This window comes from Rhabdobacter roseus (assembly GCF_014202275.1).
Classification (GTDB): domain Bacteria; phylum Bacteroidota; class Bacteroidia; order Cytophagales; family Spirosomataceae; genus Rhabdobacter; species Rhabdobacter roseus.
In genome coordinates this window covers 778,414-796,847 of sequence record NZ_JACHGF010000002.1, presented here as the reverse complement: position 1 = coordinate 796,847, position 18,434 = coordinate 778,414, and the positions used below count along the sequence as shown (strand labels likewise).

At 48.8% G+C, this 18,434-nt stretch carries 16 protein-coding genes, 1 other RNA gene and 1 pseudogene; 17 read left to right on the top strand and 1 reads right to left on the bottom strand.

Translation table 11 applies throughout. From position 1 onward, the window contains the following. The first annotated feature begins 110 nt into the window (after positions 1-110). The 17 genes and pseudogenes from HNQ92_RS08475 to HNQ92_RS08400 all read left to right on the top strand — a co-directional run bounded on the left by HNQ92_RS08475 (position 111) and on the right by HNQ92_RS08400 (position 16,920). Positions 111-833 carry a DUF4373 domain-containing protein gene (locus tag HNQ92_RS08475; protein ID WP_184173110.1) on the top strand — a complete coding sequence of 241 codons (723 nt, stop codon included), beginning with the start codon at positions 111-113 and terminating at the stop codon, positions 831-833. Further along, a complete protein-coding gene (locus tag HNQ92_RS08470) occupies positions 830-1,036 on the top strand; it encodes a hypothetical protein (RefSeq protein ID WP_184173108.1) in 207 nt (68 codons plus the stop codon). The genes HNQ92_RS08475 and HNQ92_RS08470 overlap by 4 nt, the downstream gene beginning before the upstream one ends. Continuing rightward, the gene (locus HNQ92_RS08465; RefSeq protein ID WP_184173106.1) at positions 1,020-2,507 is read left to right on the top strand and encodes a replicative DNA helicase; all 1,488 of its coding nucleotides are present in this window, start codon (positions 1,020-1,022) and stop codon (positions 2,505-2,507) included. Before HNQ92_RS08470 ends, HNQ92_RS08465 begins: the two co-directional genes overlap by 17 nt. Before the next feature lie 32 nt (positions 2,508-2,539). Further along, complete coding sequence (locus tag HNQ92_RS08460; protein WP_184173104.1) at positions 2,540-2,824, top strand: hypothetical protein; 285 nt, start codon at positions 2,540-2,542, stop codon at positions 2,822-2,824. A 17-nt stretch (positions 2,825-2,841) separates the two neighbouring features. After that, a pseudogene (locus HNQ92_RS29155) lies at positions 2,842-2,916 on the top strand (DUF5681 domain-containing protein); the annotation flags it as partial. Positions 2,917-2,982: 66 nt separating this feature from the next. Further along, entirely contained in the window at positions 2,983-3,150 is a 168-nt protein-coding gene (locus HNQ92_RS28630) for a hypothetical protein (RefSeq protein ID WP_184173102.1), read from the top strand. Beyond that, entirely contained in the window at positions 3,147-3,473 is a 327-nt protein-coding gene (locus HNQ92_RS08450) for a hypothetical protein (RefSeq protein WP_184173100.1), read from the top strand. The genes HNQ92_RS28630 and HNQ92_RS08450 overlap by 4 nt, the downstream gene beginning before the upstream one ends. A 245-nt stretch (positions 3,474-3,718) precedes the next feature. Then, positions 3,719-8,236, top strand: a complete 4,518-nt coding sequence (locus tag HNQ92_RS08445; protein ID WP_184173098.1) for a tape measure protein — start codon at positions 3,719-3,721, stop codon at positions 8,234-8,236. Between the two features lie 89 nt (positions 8,237-8,325). Beyond that, positions 8,326-8,970, top strand: coding sequence for a hypothetical protein (locus HNQ92_RS08440; protein ID WP_184173096.1), 645 nt, complete (start codon positions 8,326-8,328; stop codon positions 8,968-8,970). Positions 8,971-9,017: 47 nt separating this feature from the next. Further along, positions 9,018-9,626, top strand: coding sequence for a terminase small subunit (locus HNQ92_RS08435; RefSeq protein ID WP_184173094.1), 609 nt, complete (start codon positions 9,018-9,020; stop codon positions 9,624-9,626). A 240-nt stretch (positions 9,627-9,866) separates the two neighbouring features. Beyond that, positions 9,867-10,199 carry a hypothetical protein gene (locus HNQ92_RS08430; RefSeq protein WP_221307406.1) on the top strand — a complete coding sequence of 111 codons (333 nt, stop codon included), beginning with the start codon at positions 9,867-9,869 and terminating at the stop codon, positions 10,197-10,199. Positions 10,200-10,420: 221 nt separating this feature from the next. Next, the gene (locus HNQ92_RS08425) at positions 10,421-10,687 is read left to right on the top strand and encodes a hypothetical protein (RefSeq protein ID WP_184173090.1); all 267 of its coding nucleotides are present in this window, start codon (positions 10,421-10,423) and stop codon (positions 10,685-10,687) included. A 118-nt stretch (positions 10,688-10,805) separates the two neighbouring features. Further along, positions 10,806-11,903, top strand: a complete 1,098-nt coding sequence (locus HNQ92_RS08420) for a YbjQ family protein (RefSeq protein ID WP_184173088.1) — start codon at positions 10,806-10,808, stop codon at positions 11,901-11,903. A 145-nt stretch (positions 11,904-12,048) separates the two neighbouring features. Beyond that, positions 12,049-12,597 carry a hypothetical protein gene (locus tag HNQ92_RS08415; RefSeq protein ID WP_184173086.1) on the top strand — a complete coding sequence of 183 codons (549 nt, stop codon included), beginning with the start codon at positions 12,049-12,051 and terminating at the stop codon, positions 12,595-12,597. 880 nt (positions 12,598-13,477) lie between these two features. Further along, positions 13,478-14,803, top strand: coding sequence for a tyrosine-type recombinase/integrase (locus HNQ92_RS08410; RefSeq protein ID WP_184173084.1), 1,326 nt, complete (start codon positions 13,478-13,480; stop codon positions 14,801-14,803). A 54-nt stretch (positions 14,804-14,857) separates the two neighbouring features. Further along, positions 14,858-16,108 (top strand): site-specific integrase, encoded by a 1,251-nt coding sequence (locus HNQ92_RS08405; RefSeq protein ID WP_184173082.1) that lies wholly within the window; start codon positions 14,858-14,860, stop codon positions 16,106-16,108. 113 nt (positions 16,109-16,221) lie between these two features. Beyond that, entirely contained in the window at positions 16,222-16,920 is a 699-nt protein-coding gene (locus HNQ92_RS08400) for a hypothetical protein (RefSeq protein WP_184173079.1), read from the top strand. 1,041 nt (positions 16,921-17,961) lie between these two features. Here HNQ92_RS08400 and ssrA read toward each other — a convergent pair. Beyond that, positions 17,962-18,336, bottom strand: a transfer-messenger RNA (tmRNA) gene (gene ssrA, locus HNQ92_RS08395). Positions 18,337-18,434 lie beyond the last annotated feature (98 nt).

Sequence of the window (18,434 nt, the reverse complement as noted above, 5' to 3'; positions counted from 1 at the left end):
CAGCGCGAATACCAGCGCCAGGTTGAGGCGGCCGGAGGGGTTTACTTACTCGTTTCGAGCTTTCAGCAATTCTACGACTGGTATCAACACTTCACCAAACAACCGGTACCATGAAGGAAGCGTACTACTTTTCCCACGACAGTAACGCCCGTCATGATCCGAAGATAACGGCCATGCGAAGCGTCTATGGATCAGAGGGATACGGCTGGTATTGGATGCTCATCGAGATGATGCGTGAATCGGAAAACTACAAGCTGGATCTGCAAGCGAAATACGCCCGGAATGCCTATGCTGTGCAACTGCAATGCGATTGCAATGCGTTCGCATCTTTTCTGCATGACTGCATCGAAGAATTCGGACTTTTTGCCTCCGATGGTACCAGCTTTTGGTCGGAATCTTTGCTCCGCCGGATGAGAGAGCGGGAAGAAAAGTCCCAAAAGGCCCGAGAATCCGCCAATGCCCGATGGCAAAAAGACCGTAAAAATGCGAACGCATCGAATAACCATGCGAACGCAGCAAAAAGTGATGCTCTAAAGGAAATAAAAGGAAAAGAAAGAAAAGAAAATATAAATAATACATCGTTCGATGATTTTTGGGCGGCGTACGGCAAGAAAAACGACCGCAAGAAGTGCGAGGAGGTTTGGGCAAAAATTCCGGACAAAGACAAGCCTCTCATCCTGGCTGCCATTCCCAGCTACGTTCAAAATACCCCTGATCCGCAGTACCGCAAAAATCCTTTGACTTACCTGCGCGGAAAGTGTTGGCTCGATGAAGGTCCAACCCCCGTTTCTTTACCACCCACCACCTCCGCCCCCCGAATCACCGTGCTATGAGCAAAAATCATGAAATACCCGCCCCCTGGACTCAGCCCGGCTACCAGGGTAGGCTAGGGACTACGCCGAAGCTGACGGCCTCCCCCCAGGCACATATTGACCCCGAGTCTTTGGCGGAAACGACTTTTCAGCTTCTCATCGAGGGGAGCATTGATGAATCTCAGGCCCAAAAAATGATCCGAAGCTATGAAGACCGCCCATAAAGCTACCTCATCGGATTCCCTGGCCAAATTCGTCGATGTCTACCAGGAGCGTCTGCTGGTCACGGCCCTAGCCCATCATCCGGCAATGATCGCCCCGGTTCAGAAGCTACTGCCCGGAACGGAGGTCTTCCAGGATGAGGCAGCCCGCATTTGCTACGAGTGCATTAGTGAGCTTCACCGTGAAGGAGAGATCATTCGGCCTCATGCGGTCTTGACCCGAGTACGGGCCCGGGGAAGGTTTGAAACATTGAAGGCCGCCAAGCTCTCGCTAGCCTTTGACGAAATGGCCCCCAATAAGCCCGTAGAGATCATTGATTGCGCTGAAGGTATACTTTCCTTATTTCGCAGATATAATGCCTCAGAATTCAATTTAGACCTCAACAAGCAGCTATCTAATGAAGCTTCCGATACCGAACTGATCGATACTTGCCAGAATATCCTCAAAGTACTTACACTTTCGGGTCTGGGTAAACTGGAAAAATCCAGCAAAGAAGCCGCCATGGAAGCGCTGGGCAAGGTCAACAAGAGCATGGCGGCCCGGAAGACAGGAAAGGCCGTCGGCGTGCCCTCCGGTAGCTCCAAGCTGGATAGGTATACCGGAGGTTGGCAGGAAGACCAGCTGATCATCCTGGCCGGTCGTCCCGGATCCGGAAAGACCAGCTGCGCGCTGGATTTTGCCCTGGCCGCGGCCGGGGCCGGGCATCCCGTCGGTTTCTTCTCGATGGAAATGCCTGCCGCCCAGCTCATGGTCCGCCTGGCGGCCAACCTAACGGGCATTGAATACCGGCGCATCCGCAACGGAGAGGTCGACTTGGAGGATTACAAGCGCATAGAGAATGCCCTGGCTGAGCTGGCCAAACTACCGCTCTACTTCTTCGACGATACCGCGGTCAAAGACGTATACCGTCTGGAAGCCATCGCCAGCGAGTGGAGGAGGATTCACAAGGTCGAGCTTATCATCATCGACTACATCCAGTACCTGGAGATCAGAGGGCACACGAAGGGCTACGACCGGGTCACGGAGGTCACCAAGGCGGTCAAGACCATGCAGCGGAACCTGAAAATTCCGGTCATCGCCCTGGCTCAGCTCAGCCGGGCTACCGAAGGGCGTTCCGACCCCAGACCCAAGGATTCGGACCTGAAAGAGTCCGGCCAATTGGAGCAAGACGCCTCGCTGATCATTGGCCTTTTCAATCCGGAGTACTACGCACGGAAAAACATCACGCTCTACGATGAGCAGTACGGGGAAGAAAACAAGGTGCCCTTCAAGCAGGGAACCTACTGCCTGTACCTGCTGAAAAACCGGGATGGGGATGTCGTTCGGGTAGACCGCTTCGCTCACCTTGCCACCGGCCGATTCAGTGATCAATTTCCTGGTTTTCAGCCCCTGGAGACTAATCCCAATTACTCTACGCCCATGTCGAGTGAGGGTAACCTGACTCTGGAGAAAGTTGAGGATGCACCTTTTTGACCCATTCATTCCCAAACCGACATACTACGCATATGAAACTTGACCGTGAACAAAAAATAGCCCTTTTGGAGCTGGCCCGTGAGGGCCAGTACGACCCCAGCAAGCACCGCAGTTTAGCCGAGATTTTCAAGGGTCAGGCAGACGGGAGTCATTATGACCTGGACCGCCTGTCATCCGTCGAACGGGAGCTGCTGCAATCCCTGATTTTGAAGGCACAAGGTGAGAGCCCGGGCGAGCCGTATACAGGAATGCTCAACGCCGCAGAGGAGGCAGCCGAAGCCTCGTTGAGAAGTAACAACGCCTCATTTTTATTGTAAATAACAGAGAAACAACAATGCCATTTCAACCCACACAGAGCGGGAACCCTAAAGGTAGACCTCGGGGCTCAAGCAACAAAGCCTCATCTGATCTTCGAAAGGCAGTCCTGGAGCTTCTCGATAACAATTGGGACAGTATCCAGACCGACCTAAAAAGAGTGACGGCACGTGACCGCCTCAACTTCATCGAAAAGCTGCTGGGCTACGCTCTCCCAAAACTGCAATCGGTTGAGGTATCTGCCGAGCTCACTTCCCGGATTGAAGGGCTTTCAGACGACCAGCTGAATAGATTGATAGACAAAATTCTAAACGAAGAAGCCTCATGAAAAAAGGACCGGCTTACATCACCATTCTCCCAGGCAGTTCCGCCCATAAACTGCTCATTCAACGGGCGGTAAAAACAAAAGACAAAGCCGCTTTAAGCGCCCTTAAAGGTCGGTTGAATCTTCCCATACACTATGTTCAGAATTGGTTTTTCTACTGCATGATGGGGCAGCAAGGTGCGGTGGTTATATTCTCAGCTTCTACGCGGCGAGACATGCAAAAGCACCTGGCCTCTACGGGTCACAAAGTGTCATCCCTGCATCCGGTACCGGCGGAGGACCCATACGAGGATATCATCAATTCAGTCGAAAAGGTAGAGATATGAATCCGAGATCCCTGGGTATGCTCATGTACCACCAAGCGGTCAGCAGCAATTGTAGGCTCGAAATCTACGTCTCTATACTGCACAAGCACCAGCTGATGCAACGGGAAGAGATTCAGAAGTTTATGAATAGAATCCCTCATGTAGAGCTTCAGATGTACTTTCTAAGAAAGACAGGCTTTTGGGGGAGAATTCATAGCGCCTCTTTCAAACCGAATTAATAGTACCCATTTAACTATACACGCACTATGAATAATGCCGGACCTCTGGATTTTGATGCGGTCATCCGCAATACCGACTTTAAGCGCTCGATCGACGAGATGGAGCGCCGGATCATGGGTTTTTCGGGTAAGATCGAAAAGGAAACCCGCGGCATCGACGAGACGTTCAAGCGCCTGGGGCAGGCCGCCGCCGGGTACTTTGCCTTCGATAGCCTGAAAGGGCTTGCAAGCTCCATCGTCCAGATCAGGGGTGAGTTCCAGCAGTTGGAAATTGCCTTTGGCACGATGCTCGGAAGCAAGGCCAAAGCGGATTCGTTAATGGCCGATGTGGTAAAATTGGCCGCCACTACGCCCTTCGACTTGCAGGGGGTGGCTTCTGGTGCTAAACAGCTACTGGCCTATGGGGCAGCCTCGGAGGACGTTACCAAAACCCTTACCCGATTAGGGGATATTGCGTCAGGGTTATCTATTCCGTTGAATGACATTGTGTACCTGTATGGTACTACCATGACGCAAGGCAGGCTTTACACGCAGGACCTTAATCAATTCACCGGTCGCGGGATACCGATGATTCGCGAGCTTGCCAAGCAGTTTGGGGTAGCAGAAAGCGAGGTTAAAAAACTGGTGGAGACGGGCAAAGTAGGCTTTCCCGAGGTACAAAAGGTGATTGAGAGCCTGACGAACGACGGCGGCATGTTTGCCGGCCTGATGGAGGCCCAATCCAAGTCGCTAACCGGGCTTGTAAGCAATTTAGGGGACGCTTGGCAAAGGGCGCTTAATGACATTGGTCAATCTCAAGAGGGCCTTATAGCCGATTCGCTGAGAACCACGATTTCGGTGGTTGAAAACTATCAGAGCGTACTCGACATCTTAAAGGTTATCGTAGCCGCTTATGGTACCTACAAGGCCGCCACGATTGCAATCGCGACCGCCCAACGCCTGGTTGCCGCCAGCTCTTCTGCTACTTTATTCCTGGAGATGGCCAGGGGGCTTGGAACCGTCACCACCGCCACCTATGCCCAGGCTGTTGCGATTGGCATTCAGACCAGGGCTCAGGCAGCCCTCAATGCCGTTACCGCAGCTAACCCTTATGTAGCGGCCGCCACGGCCATCATTGCGCTATCAGTAGCCGTATGGGTGCTGCACGACAGTACCACCGCGCAGGAGAAGGCACAGGAGCGCCTTAATAAGGCCGAGGAGGAAAGCAAGAGACTCCGTGACGATCTTACCTCCCAGACCAGCCAGCTTGTTGCAACCATCCGGAGTGAAACCGCTACGCAGTACGCCCAGATCGAAGCCTACGAAAAACTGCAAAAGTTATATCCGGGAATATTGGGTAGCATGACCCTGCAACAGTTCCAGCTGCTGAAAACGGAAGAGGCGCAGCGTAGGCTTAATGCCGCCATGGACCAGATGGGTATTGACCGGGTTAAGCAAAACTACGACGAAGCCCGTAAAAAGGTGGAGGAGCTTGAGAAGCGGATCAATGCCCTACTTTCGACGCCGGGGGGTGATGAAGCCAGCACGGCTATTGCCGTTAAGGCCACTCGTAAGGAACTGGAGGTTGCCCGTATCGAGGCCGAAAAGCTGGGAGAGGCAGTAGAAGCAAATGTAAAAAGGGAGTGGGAGGCCAACACCTCTGTAGAGGATAAGAAAAAGCATTATGAGGACTTGCTCAAAAGCCTGAAAGAGCAGCGTGCCAATGTCGAGAAAAGCCTAAACACCATGAAGCAACTCGGCGGCGCGGCTCAGGGGATACAACCTATACTGGCTCAGCTTTCGCTCGACACGCTGAATGCGCAGATTGACCAAGCCCAGAAGGGGTTGAAGGGGCTATTGGGCACAGCTTCAGTGGTAGATGGCGGGAATAAGGCTTATTGGGAGAAACAGAAGTCTGAGGCTCAACAAAAACTGAATGACTTAGGTGCCGGGAAAGAAGGGAGTGCTGACTGGAAGCAACTCAAAAAAGAAATCCAGGAGGCCGAGAAACAAATCGACAAGTACGACACCAAGGTCAAAAAAGTAGCTGAGAAGGACAAGCCTCAGCCGCTGGGCTCTGTGGCTTACTGGGAGCAAACGGTTCGTAAGATTGATGAGGCCATCAGCAAACTGAAACCCAGCCAAAAACAGGAACTTTCGCGCCAACAGGCCCTGCTCGAACAGGCTCAGGTTAAGCTAGGGGAGGCCAAACTAGCCCAGACCCCGATGGGTACCTTGGAGTACTGGGAGCAGGTGATCAAAAACGCCGATGAGGTACTTAAAAAGACCTCGTTGACGGACACGGACACCCTGGGCCGACAGATGGCTATCAAGCGCAACGCCGAAAAGCAGGCTGAAGATCTGCGCAAGGCGACGGCCGTACGTAGTTTTGAGGAGGAACTGGACGAAAAGCGTCGTAAGTACGAAGAGTACCAGCGCTGGGTTGAATTCGTTGGGCAGGATAGCGCCGACAAGCAGTACGCCACGCTGCTCAAATCCGGGCGCACGTACATGGACTACCTGACGGCTGAAATCCAGAAACTGGAAGCCCTCAGGGATTCGCCGATTGGTCTTACGCCTGGGGAATCCAAAAACCTGGTGGCCCTGAACATGCAGCGCGACGAGGCCTCCGGCCGTAAGACCGTCATCCAGGCCTTCACCGAGGACTTGGAGCGCGCCCAGCTCGAAGCCCAGAACCTGACCGAGTACCTGGCCTACCTGAAACAAGCCCAGGAAAGCCTGAATGCCTCCGCGCCCACGGCCGACGTATTGCAGCAGCGGCAACTGGTAGCCGAGCGCATGATCGAAACCGAGAAGGCCCGTAAAGCCCAGCTTCGGACCTTCCTGACTGAGGTAGTCGGCTCAGAAGCCAAGCATACGGAGATCACCAAGTACTACGAGGACCTACGCCAGCAACTGGCCAGGGATACAGCCGATAAGAACAGCGAAGTTTATACCAATGCCCTGCAAGACATCGGCGACGCTGAGAAGCGGGAGCACGACGAGCAGAAGATTCGGCTGTACGAGCTCTCGGCGGAGTACCGGGCTTTGGCGCGTACGGTGGAAGACAGCGCGGGACAAAGCCTGCGCGCCCGAATCAGCGGGCAGGAGGCCATCATCCAGGATCTGTCCAAGCGCGGGCTGGGTAATACCGACCGGTACCGGGAAGAGGTATATAAACTCATCGACCTGAATCGGGAGCTACGGGCCAGTAGCGCCGAGGCTTGGGGTACGATTAGCGGCATCTTCGGCGAATTGGGCCAATCGTTGAGCGGCATAAACGAGCAGTTTGGGGCTGTCGGGCGCTCGTTGACAACGCTTGGTTCCCAGATGGGGCAACTCGGCACCCTGCTAAACAAGGACTCCAAGGTGAGCCTTAACCAGTATGCGGCCGTCGGCGAAGCTATGATTGAGATGGCGGAACTGGCGTTATCGGCTGCCCAGCGCAGGAAGGATGCCGAACAACAGCACTACGAATCAGCAATCCGCTATCAGCACGAGCTCAATCTACTGGTTAATGAGCAGATTGGGATGCAAGCCGAGCTGAATGAGAGCATTTTTTTTAAAGACTATACAGGACGGCTCAAAAGCGGCATGGCCCAGTTGGCCGATGCCCAGCAAAAGTACCAAGAATCAATCGCCGCGCTTTCCGGGGGTAAGGCTGTGACCGGTATGAAAAACCAGCTTGATCCTGATGCGATCCTAAAGGGAGGATTGAAATTTGGACCGGTCGGGGCGATTTGGGGGGCTATTACTGGTATGAAGAAAGTTGAGGTTTTTGGCGGGTTACTGGAAACCTACCCTAAACTCATATCTGAAACCGGAGAGTTTAATAAAGAATTGGCTCAGGTCCTTATCAATACCAACCAAGTCGATGAAACAACCAAAAAGATTCTACAAAGCGCCATTGATTGGGCCGATAAGGTCGATGAGGCAAACAAAAAAATGAATGATGTCATTTCGGATCTGGCCGGAGGATTGGGCAGTTCTTTGACAGATGCACTGGTGAACTCCTTTCGGGAAGGTACCGACGCGGCCCTGGCCTTTGGGGATACGGTCGGCGGCGTGCTGGAAAAGATTTTAGAGCAATTGATTTTTTCGCAAGTGCTAGGCCCCTACCTGGATCAACTGAAGGCCGATATGACTGCCAGCATGGCAGAAGGAGGGGATGGTAGTTGGATTGATGATTTTGGGCGCTTTGTCGCCGGTTCGGCGGAGGCCACCAAAATGGCCTTTCAGGCCATGGATGACGCCCAGAAGATTGGCGCTCAATACGGAATAGATCTTTGGAAGAAAACGGGCGCAGGGGCGGACGCGGCCGGAAAGGGTATGTCCGGAGCTATTAAGGGTGTAACCGAAGAAACGGCTTCGCTGCTGGCGGGCCAGATTAACTCCATCCGGATCAACCAGGCGGAGGCCCTTCAGGTGAACCGGGGGGCACTGGTGCAGTTGACGATGATTTCAAGCCATACGGCGCATTTGATGAGCATGTCCAGAGATCTTTCGAGCTTATTGGATGAGTTCAGAAAAGACACGCTGCGGGCCAAGGGGCTGGGGGGTGGGTAAAAACCTGATTACAGCTTTCAGCTTGTTCACTTTAATCCGCGCTCCCAAGCATTGGAGTGCCGTTCAATTCACTTACAAACCTAACAAAGATGCTCAATTTAAATCTAATCAAAGAACTTCGTGACGACGCCTCCCTTATGGAGTTGTTTTACACGGCCCAGCTACTCAATGTGCCAGGGGAGCCGGTTGAGGAGGATCTGGCCGGCCTTTACCTGACAGCCGCCAAGCGAAAGGGGCAGGCAGTCGCACTGTACCAAAACCTACGGGGTCTCCACCAAAAGCTATCTGACTTTGCGGCCGGAAAATTTGGGCCCTACTTCAATGCGCACTGTAAGTATTCAGGGGCAGAATCCTTTGACCCTTATCATGAGCTTAGGATCAGCATGAACTGCGAGGTAGTCGACGATCTTCCTGAGCACATCGAGCAGTACGCCGAACTTGTTGCCTTTGCCGAGCAAACGAGCCTTCGGAGTAAGATGATGATTGATTCAGTCCGGCACCTGGCCCCCAATTTTCGTTTTCAGTACCGCGCTACCAACGAAGAGGGGAATCCGATCATCGTCTTTGAAGACCATTGGACTGAAGACCAAAAAAACAAAAAGGAGGTAGAGCAAGATTTACACAACATCGAAGTGGAGCACTGCCTTGACAAGTACAATGCCTGGTACCAGGCCATGATGACGGCCCTTGATGAAGTGAGGCCGTTTGCCCAGATGCTGTCCTGGCTCAAATAAGCCCGGGAACAAAGCAAATAAGTTTGGCACAATAACAACAAACCGTAATGAGCAAGCAGACCGAAAATAAACCCCTTACCGACAAACAGAAGCGATTCTGCGACGAATACGTCCTTGATTTCAATGCTACCCAAGCCGCCATCCGGGCCGGATACAGCGAGAAATCAGCCCGGGAAATCGCCTGCCGGTTGTTGACAAATGTTGACGTGCAGAAACGCATCGAAGAGCGCAAAGCCGCGCTTGATGCACAGCTGGAAAACAAATACCTCATCTCGAAAGCGCGGCTACTGGACCAGTACGCCTATTCCGGCTTTTCAGACCTCAGGGGCTTTTTTAATGCCGACGGCACCATGAAGCCCATCACAGAGCTGAGCGATGAGCAGGCGGCGTGCCTGGCCTCTATCGAAGTGCATGAGCAATTTACCTACGTCGATGGCCAGAAGGCACCCAATGGGGTGATCAAAAAGATCAAGGTTTGGGACAAACTCCGGGCGCTTGAAGGCATTCGCAAAATCATGGGCTACGACGCGCCGGTAAAGCAGGAAGTGACCGGAGCTGATGGCAAGCCTATTGCAGTGAGCCCCGCCATCGACTACTCCAAACTATCCGATGAGGTACTTTTGCAGATCATCAATGCCCGAAAGTCCGATGGATAAGGGCTACCCAAGAAAGAGCTTGCTGACTGATCGCGTTTCAAGCGGAGGTAGTGAAGGCCTGGGGGCGCTTACCTGAGTAAATGTACAGGTCTGTACATTTACTCAGGTAAGTTACTCTGCCGCTTTTTTGTGATTCAGGATCACATAATAAAAGTACAACGCCTTATCATAAAATTTCAATCCATTTCAAGCATGGTCATTACCCCACAAAACCAATCCGCCGTCGCTCATTGGCGCAAGATGCGCGACTTATTTTGCCAGCATGTGTACTTGGTCGAGAACCCGAATGATGATGTATGGTTTGACTACCTCAATAACATCGATCGCTTTGCCTTCCACTACACCCGGCGCATTGTCATACCTGACCGGCCGACCGAAGCCTTCTTCCACGATTTCCGTATGGTAGCCCGCCATGAGCTATTCGAAGAGGCTACCTTTTGGGCGCTGCTCACCCGGATCGAAGCGTACCTGCTGGAACATGAGCTATATGAGGCCCTAGCCCTGAATCAGCGGTTTAAACCGGTTTTTAGCAAGATTCTGGAACGTGATCGTCAACCAGGCTTGGTTCAATAAATTATTCCTTCTTTTTAAGCGCCTCGCTGCATTTCCGTTTTCTACCTGGCCGCGGGCAGATTTTGCATAAATAATTCGCCATTTACAATCCGCTCACAGGTTTTTTCAAAAAATTTGGCTGAGGAAAGGGGCTACAATAAGACCAGAGACCATTCAAAGTCAATACCCCTATTTTTAGGGGGTTGACAATTATTCGCCAAATCACTACCATTGGAGGTTAATTGACCCTGACCCTCTTATCTGCAATGGACTTTAAAGACCAGGTGCGCAAGCTCAGTGAGCGTGTGGCGCGGCGCAAAGACAATATTCAAACGACGAAAGAAGGGCTGGAGGGCTTCTTCATCGTCCGCTCCTTCCTCCGTCCGAAGATTTCCGCTCACCGGATCACGTTCCGGGATACTCTCTCCTGCTTTGTCATCTTCCTAGACGACAACAACCGCCGCCCGGTTGCAGGCTTTATTTTAACAGCCAGACCAAAAAGTATTTAAGTGCCTTTGATCAGAAGGAAACGAAAACGGCGATCAAGTCTTTGAATAACATCTACGGGTTTGTAGTGAAATTTGGAGGCTTCGGTTGCTCCTAATACAGAATTAAAGGTTAAGTAATATGGCAAGTCATACAAAAATTTTAGTAACAACAACTTCTACTATCGACGGAGTAAAAATCAAGAAGCACATAAAGCCTGTATCTGCTCACATAGTAGCAGGTACAAATCTATTTACTGAATTCTTAGGTGACTGGGCAGACGTATTTGGGGGACGCTCAAAGGCTTATCAAGACCAATTATCATCATTATATAATGAAGCGATTGAAAAACTAAAAATGGCGGCCTATCAATTAGGGGCAAATTGTATTATTGGTTTGAGCGTAGATATGGATGAGATTTCCGGGAAGAATAAATCTATGTTTATGATTACAGCAATTGGCACAGCCGTAATTATTGAAGCCAACTCGCCTGAAAATGAAGCAATAATTAAAACTGATACAATAATTGAAAATGTTGGAGTAGATAAGATTAACGCTTTAAGAAATAAGAATCTAATTATTGAGGGAGCTAGCCAGGGAGAGTTAATTCTTGATGATAAAATTTGGAACTTCATTATCTCAAATCAGATTGAAGAAGTCTCCCTGTTCTTAATTAAAAAATACACCGAAGCTGTTATAGATGAATCTATGCATCCAGAGGTATCATCAAAGTTCTACAAACAACTTGTAATATATTTTGATTCTTTACCAGATGATTCAAAGTTCAATTTATTATATGGGGCGATTGAAGCAGAAAAAAATGAACGTGTCATTTTAAAACTGTCTGAAATAATCAAAGAGTTAAATTTATTTAATTACGAAGGTATACTTCGATTGTTTAATAATAGTGCTTTTAATATTAAGAAACGAGGTCTTCGTATTTCCACTTATGATAAAACATTTTTCAATAAAAATGACAAGGAAGATCTTCAGAAAATATCTGCAAAAATTGGTGAAGTATTCATTGAGCGAGGCATCCGTACATTAAAAAAACAATTATTATCTTCCAAGGAAAAAGAAGTTTGGACTTGCGAGTGTGGGAAAACAAATGACTTGGATAGCCATTGTAGTGGCTGTGAGTTAGATATTTACGGCTTTTATAGGCATGAAATAAAGCCTTTAAATGCAAAAAAATACATAGAGCAAAAGATAGAATTGATTTCTCAATACGTAGGTTAGTACAACATTGTTAATATTCTACTTAAAGAATGGTTTTACAATTACTTTCCAAAGACGGGGTCTTGAAATTGCGAACGTCAAGATGTTGAACATACATTCGCTTGAATAAAAAAATAATTAAATTGAACGCCTAATTGATTAACCTATGAAAAAAATATTATTTCTCTTACTCATTGTATCAAATAGTTTATTTGCCCAAAATGCCAAAGTAGAAGCCGAAGCCATTAAAACAAAAATGGACGCCTTTACCTCTAAAACCGGGTCTATAATACGATTTATTGATTACAAGCTCCCAGAACTAAAGACCCAATATTCAGCCCCCGAAACCCGTATAAGAAGGGTGAACGCTGGCAATACAACATCTTACTTTTACCAAATAAAAAAAACTACTAAATATGGCGAAGTGACGGCCTCAATAGAATATAGTGATTTATTGGAAATAATAAAGGCTGTTAATATTCAAAAGGCTGAATTTGATAAGGATGTTTCCGGCAGTCATGATTATCTTGAAAATAGATTTATTACTATAGATGGCTTTCAAGTGGGTTATTATGTAGACAAAGGAAAAGGGGCATGGTATCTTACATTAGAAAAGTATGGTACCGATAAAACATTATTTATAAATGACTCAGAAATTATAATGCAGGCATTTAACGAAGCCAAACTTAAGATTGAAGAGCTTAAAAAACAATAGATAGACAAAAAGCCAAGACCTTTAAGCCCGACCGCAGATCCCGCCGCCAGACTAGAATTGACTTCTGAAACTACGGATCGACCCAGTAGCCCGGATGCTTGAATTTTGCGCAATTATGCGCAAAACTTGATAGTCAACAACTTACGTGCATGATACTCCTAAACGGTCTTTATCGTGGAGGCCCGGAAGAACAGTCAATCTACAAGCGGGAGTTTAATCCGTGTGGGGATTGTTTACTTCCGGCGCTAGCAGGCTTATTCGCGAGATACTGATTATCAGTTTTTTACCAAAAATGGCAAAAACCCCAAAGGGGGCGGACCAACCAAAGATTACCAGCCTTCAGCAAACACCCGTTGCCTTTCATTGCGAGCCTAAATCAGCCTGCTTGCTTCCTCTGCACTCTACCACCGGCCGTTTGTCGGCCGTGATGCATCTTCTCATTCTGAGTTTACACCGGAGGTACCGTACCACTTCCGCACAAAAAAATATTTTTCTTCTTTTTTAAAGTTTTTTATACCTCACTATGATATATAAAAACAGAGCGCTTTTAAATCTCCTTCTTTTATCCGTACAATCTATAATCAATTCCACTTTCATTTTTACCTAAAATGAAGTGTATCATCATGATACATATTCTACTAATTGCCTCATCACAAGGCGGTTTGCTTTATTTTTTTTCTCTAAGCAACTAATTATGTTTGTCTCGCAATTACGTCAATCAGCTTTATTAATCGTAGTTAATCTACAGATTTATTTATGTCGATTCCTAAAGAAATCACTCAGCTAATAACGCGATTTAGACCGAAGTATATAAAAATAATAAGGCTCCGATTTCAAATCCGACCCTTTATAAAGACTTCAACCAAACCTCATAAATCCCATGAATTATCTCCAGACTTATCAACGAATGACATTCCGTTTCGTCCTTCGTCACAATCGCCAAAAGGCAGATGGCAAAGTTCCAATTCTTTGCACTATTCGTTCTGCTGGCACCGTCCATCCAATTACCACGGACGTTTGCGTGTATCCTAGCGATTGGGCCCAAAAGGAGCAATGTATCCGGGGTAAGGATCGGCAGGCTGCCGAAGATAATGAAAAGCTCCGGCGGTTAAAGGATACGCTAATCCGAATCAAGGACCAGTACATCGAATCTAGGGGTACCCATCCCACCCCGTCGGACATTGTTCGGATCTGGAAAGGCCACGACGAGCTACACATTACACTCGATGCCGTCATAGCCGAATTTCTCAAAGACCTTCGCCTGCGCAAAAGGTCTAAGGGGACGCTTGCCCGCTATGAGCGTAGCCTTGGTTTCATGAGAGAGTACCTGAAAGAGAACCGGCGGCTTCGTCAAATCTCATCGGCCCATTTTAAGGGCTTCTTTGGGTACCTGCGGGAACAGAAAGGCCATTCCAATGACTACTCCAATAAAATCATAGGTGTATGTAAGGGTCTCTTCATCTACGCTCGGAGGATGGAATATATTGAAAAGAATCCTTTGGGTTTTATTCGACTGGAATGGGAGAAGGGGTTGGATACTACCCATTTGACCATAGATGAGCTTAAACTGATTTCTGAATACGATTGGAACAACAGCCGATTACAACGAGTTGCGGAGGCCTTTTTATTCATGTGCTATACCGGCTTGAACATTTCTGACTATCTGAATCTGAAAACCTCAGACATTGAGTTGATCAGAGTGCCACTCTCTGAGAGAGGTTTTTACGAACAGGAGATGATTATCCAGGTTAGAGAAAAAGCAACTTTGGAGGCAAGGGGTAAGGGTGGCATGACCTCCCGCGTTCCCTTGCATGAGGAAGCCAAACGGCTGATTGAAAAATACGGTTCCGTCGAAAACCTGCCCCGGATCTCCAAGCAAAAAATGAATGAATACCTGAAGGTTATACAGGAAAAGACGGGCATTCAGAAGCATTTTACTAATCGGCTGGCCCGAAAGACCTTTGCCGATATACATTTAAATGTTTATCGCATGAGCCGAGAGGCCGTTGCCTCGATGGTAGGTCACGTGGATACCAAACAGATCAATCATTATTGCTCGATTCGGGAGGAAAGGATTTTAGCGGAATGGAAGAACCGGCCCCAGGCAAATGTTGAAATCTCAACATCTACTCAAAAGGAGCCTGCCCGCCCTGAGCAGGAAATCATGAGAGGCGTATTCCGGATCCAACGGGGTACCGGGACCTGAAACGTAGCATATGATGTGTGACAATAGAACGCTTACCTAAAATCTATTTCAAGTATGATGCTCAGTTCAATAAAACCTTATTTCTACGTTCGACCCTCTAAGGTACCCGGCAAACGTGGTATCTTCTACGTCCGGGTCAAAGTCAACGGCCGCCAGCTACCGGTTTCAGTCAAGGCCCTGGAAATGTTCCCTGACGAGTTCGACTCAAAAACCCAGATGCCTACCGAGAAGTGTACGCTGTACTTCGAGACTCTTGATTTTATGCTGCGCATCCGCAAGGAGATTAGCCGCGTCCTGAGCGAGTATGAAGAGCAAGAGCATATATTTACAACCAGGGATCTGGAACATGCGGTAGTCGAGGTATTTTCCCGCGTCGGCAAGAAAAAGCAGGATGGCCCCCTACCCAAAACGTACTTGGAGGTTTTTGAAGGCTTCATCAAGGATCAGGAACACCTGGTTGGGAAAACCATATCCAGCGGTACCTATAAATTAAGGAAGCGCTACATGACCTGCGTTGGCCTCAGCCTGAAAGAGCTAGGACATTACAAAAAGCCAATCCGTAATTTCACCGCCAACGATATTTCAAGCATTCAGACCTACCTGCTCCGCAGCTATGAGCCCGGTTACGTCGGCCGGTTGATGAATGTGGTCAGTATGGTTTTTACCTATGCCCAGGAAAAGGATGAAGTGAAAGACAACCCTTGCAAAAAGGTTAAGGGTATCAAGATTGATAAAGCCCCCAATATGGTCTGGCTGGAAGAAGAGGAGCTGGAAAGGCTTCGAAACCTGGACCTGTTTGGCGAAATCAATGACTACCGGAATGCCTTTGTCTTCTGCTGCTATACCGGGCTTTCAATCGGGGATTATATGCTACTCAACTCCAAAACCCGCGATTATCAAATCAGGATGGCAGAAAGTCCGAAGGACATTCAGCCTGCGGAATTAGTACAGATGCGCTCGGGCCTATTCCTCATTGGCAAACGGCGTAAAACCGGCACCCTATACCGGGTACCCATGCAGCAGCCCGCCCTGGATATAATCGAAGCGTACGGTGGCATTGAGAAGCTTCCTTTCAATCTACCCAGGATGGGTACCATGCTCAATACGTTGATGGTGATGAGCGGAATCCGCAAGAAAATCCGCTTCCATACGGCTCGAAAGACCATGGCCAACCTGCTCCTCAACGTCAAGATGATCAATCCGATTTATGCGGTGGAGATCATGGGATGGAGGAAGATCGAGGAGGCAAAGGCCTACATTGTCGTGAACAGTGATGCCCTGGCCAAGCAGATGCAGCTGGCCTAGCCACCAACACGAAAGTACCCTAGCACTTCCTAATATTTAATAATCAACGCCATCCGTTCGATGAGCGATCAGGATCTTATTGTCTAATTTTTCACCTTTTTACCATTCATTTTATGAAAACCAACCAACCTCACGAAGAACAACAAAACCAGGCTGAGCAGCCGATGAAGACACCCGCAGCCAACCAACAGGAAGAGGTAGGCGGAGGAACGCCTACCGCCGATCTTTACGATCAGCTCAATGAATTGCTTTCCCGCTGGCCCGAGTTCCGGATCGGTGAAATGACCACCGAGACCCTGGCCGACATCAAAGAGGGGGGCGGTATTGGTAGCTGTATCGTCAAGTACATGAAGGTAGTCGAGGAAGATCTGGCCGAAGAGAACCTTCCGAAGAAGAAGTTGCTGGACAAAGCGGCCGGTTTGGCGGTGGATGGTATTAAAGAGTACCTTGTCGCAATCCATGAGCTACTTGCCCACCCTCATCTTGAAAGGGCGGAAATCTTAGATGGAAGGGCTCTGCCAGGTACCCACATTTTAGCGGTTGAAGAAGAGCCCGAGGAGCAGGAAGAGGTAATTGCTGAACCCACCGCGGAAGAGCTGGCCATGGAGCGGCTGCGGAAATACGAGAAACTCACCAAGGCGTTTTTCGATGCACATGATGATTATGAATTTTTTGAGCAAAGTCTTTGGAATATGCTTGAAGATGCCGTTGCCGCCGAGGGTGATGCATCTGAAAAAGCCAACTACCTGTTCATGTACCGCCGGTTGATTGGACACGCGAAGGAACTGGAAAGATTACACCTAGGCCGTTGATTGAGCTAAGAGCCTACGGTAGCCATAAACGGCCGCCGTAGGCTCTTTTTAATTTTCCGGGTTTTGCCGGGAAAATACTTAAGCCCTCTCAAAGGGTCGCGCTTGAAACGGTACCCTTTGAGGTCAAGCAGGTTTAAGGTCTGAATTTCCCTGCTTTTTCAGGAAAATTTGAAAAAGCTCAAACCTTGAAGTCAAGCAGGCTTCAGGCCAGGGGCGTAGTGCTACGATCAGGATTGCCTGAAACGCTTGGTAATCAGGCGGACTGAAAAAGGAGTCTGATTAGAGCCCAGGATCCGCGGGCTTGTCGCTCCGACCGGGCTGAGTTATGGTAGAAGATTGCTTCCACGACCCTCGGCCGGTTGCTTGAATTTTTATCATTTTGGATAAAAACCCCTTCTGAGGCCCGGATTGGGTTTTCCCGCAGACTTGCAGAAAATTAAGAAGCTTACTTTCGGCCCGGCAATAAGCTCAGATTTGAAATCAGACCTTAACCGTACCTGAATCTGGCACAACGTAAAATGAAGGTAAACCGAGACTCGTATGATTCGATCAGCCTGAACTACGGAATAAATCCGCCTTTCACCAATCAGTCCTCCAAAGCAAGTCCGGAAGGCTCCGATGGTCCTTTTTCAAAAGGTAAGGGAAAAGTCAACGCCAGTTTATTTCCCTTTGCCTCGGCTTCCTCCAAGAGCCTAAATACGGCCGCTTCCCCCTGTATTATCATACCACAAAACAAGGTGCCTGCATACTGAGACGCTTCGGTACCGGGACCGGCCTGGAGGCCCAGCTGTCGGTATTTCTCGAATAGCTCTTTACCGGTCAACATGAGTACATTTCAAGAATGCGTTTCGGTCATTATTTAAAGCCTCAATTTACCAATTCTCTGCAACCAGCCGTGGAAAAATAAGAAATGGGTTAAGGTGATAGGGTACTTTTAAATCTGAGGTATCAAAATGAAAAAGCACCGAGTCGAATCGCTCAGTGCTTTTTTGTGTGCAAAAATGTGTGCAAACCCTGTAAGTAATTGATTTGCAGCCTTTACTGTGGAGACGGAGGGATTCGAACCCTCGTCCAGATCAGGGAAACCCTGCGCCTTCTACATGTTTATCCGTGATTCGGTTTTCGAGCCTGACAAGGTACGCGGCGGACCTTCATCATAGCCTTAGGTACTAGGTTCTCGTTGGCTTTCCGTACCGCTATACCAACCAGTGCTGTTTGTCGACACCCCGGAGCCCAACCATCAGCACGTAGGTTGGAGGGATGATGGCATTAGCTTAATCTCTCCGGATTAGGCAGCCATGGCGTAGTTAGATTCGCCAGTTATTGTTTGAAAGGCATTGATTAACGGGAGGTACCCTCAACTCCCGACATGCTTATACACAGACTTCCAACCCGCTGTCAATACCGGTCGCCCCCGTAAGTTGGATTGGTAGTATTCATCGGCGGCAAAGTACCTTCCTAACAAAGGTACTTTTTGCCACCGGTATTTAGTACAAAAGTACCTCGCAGAAAGT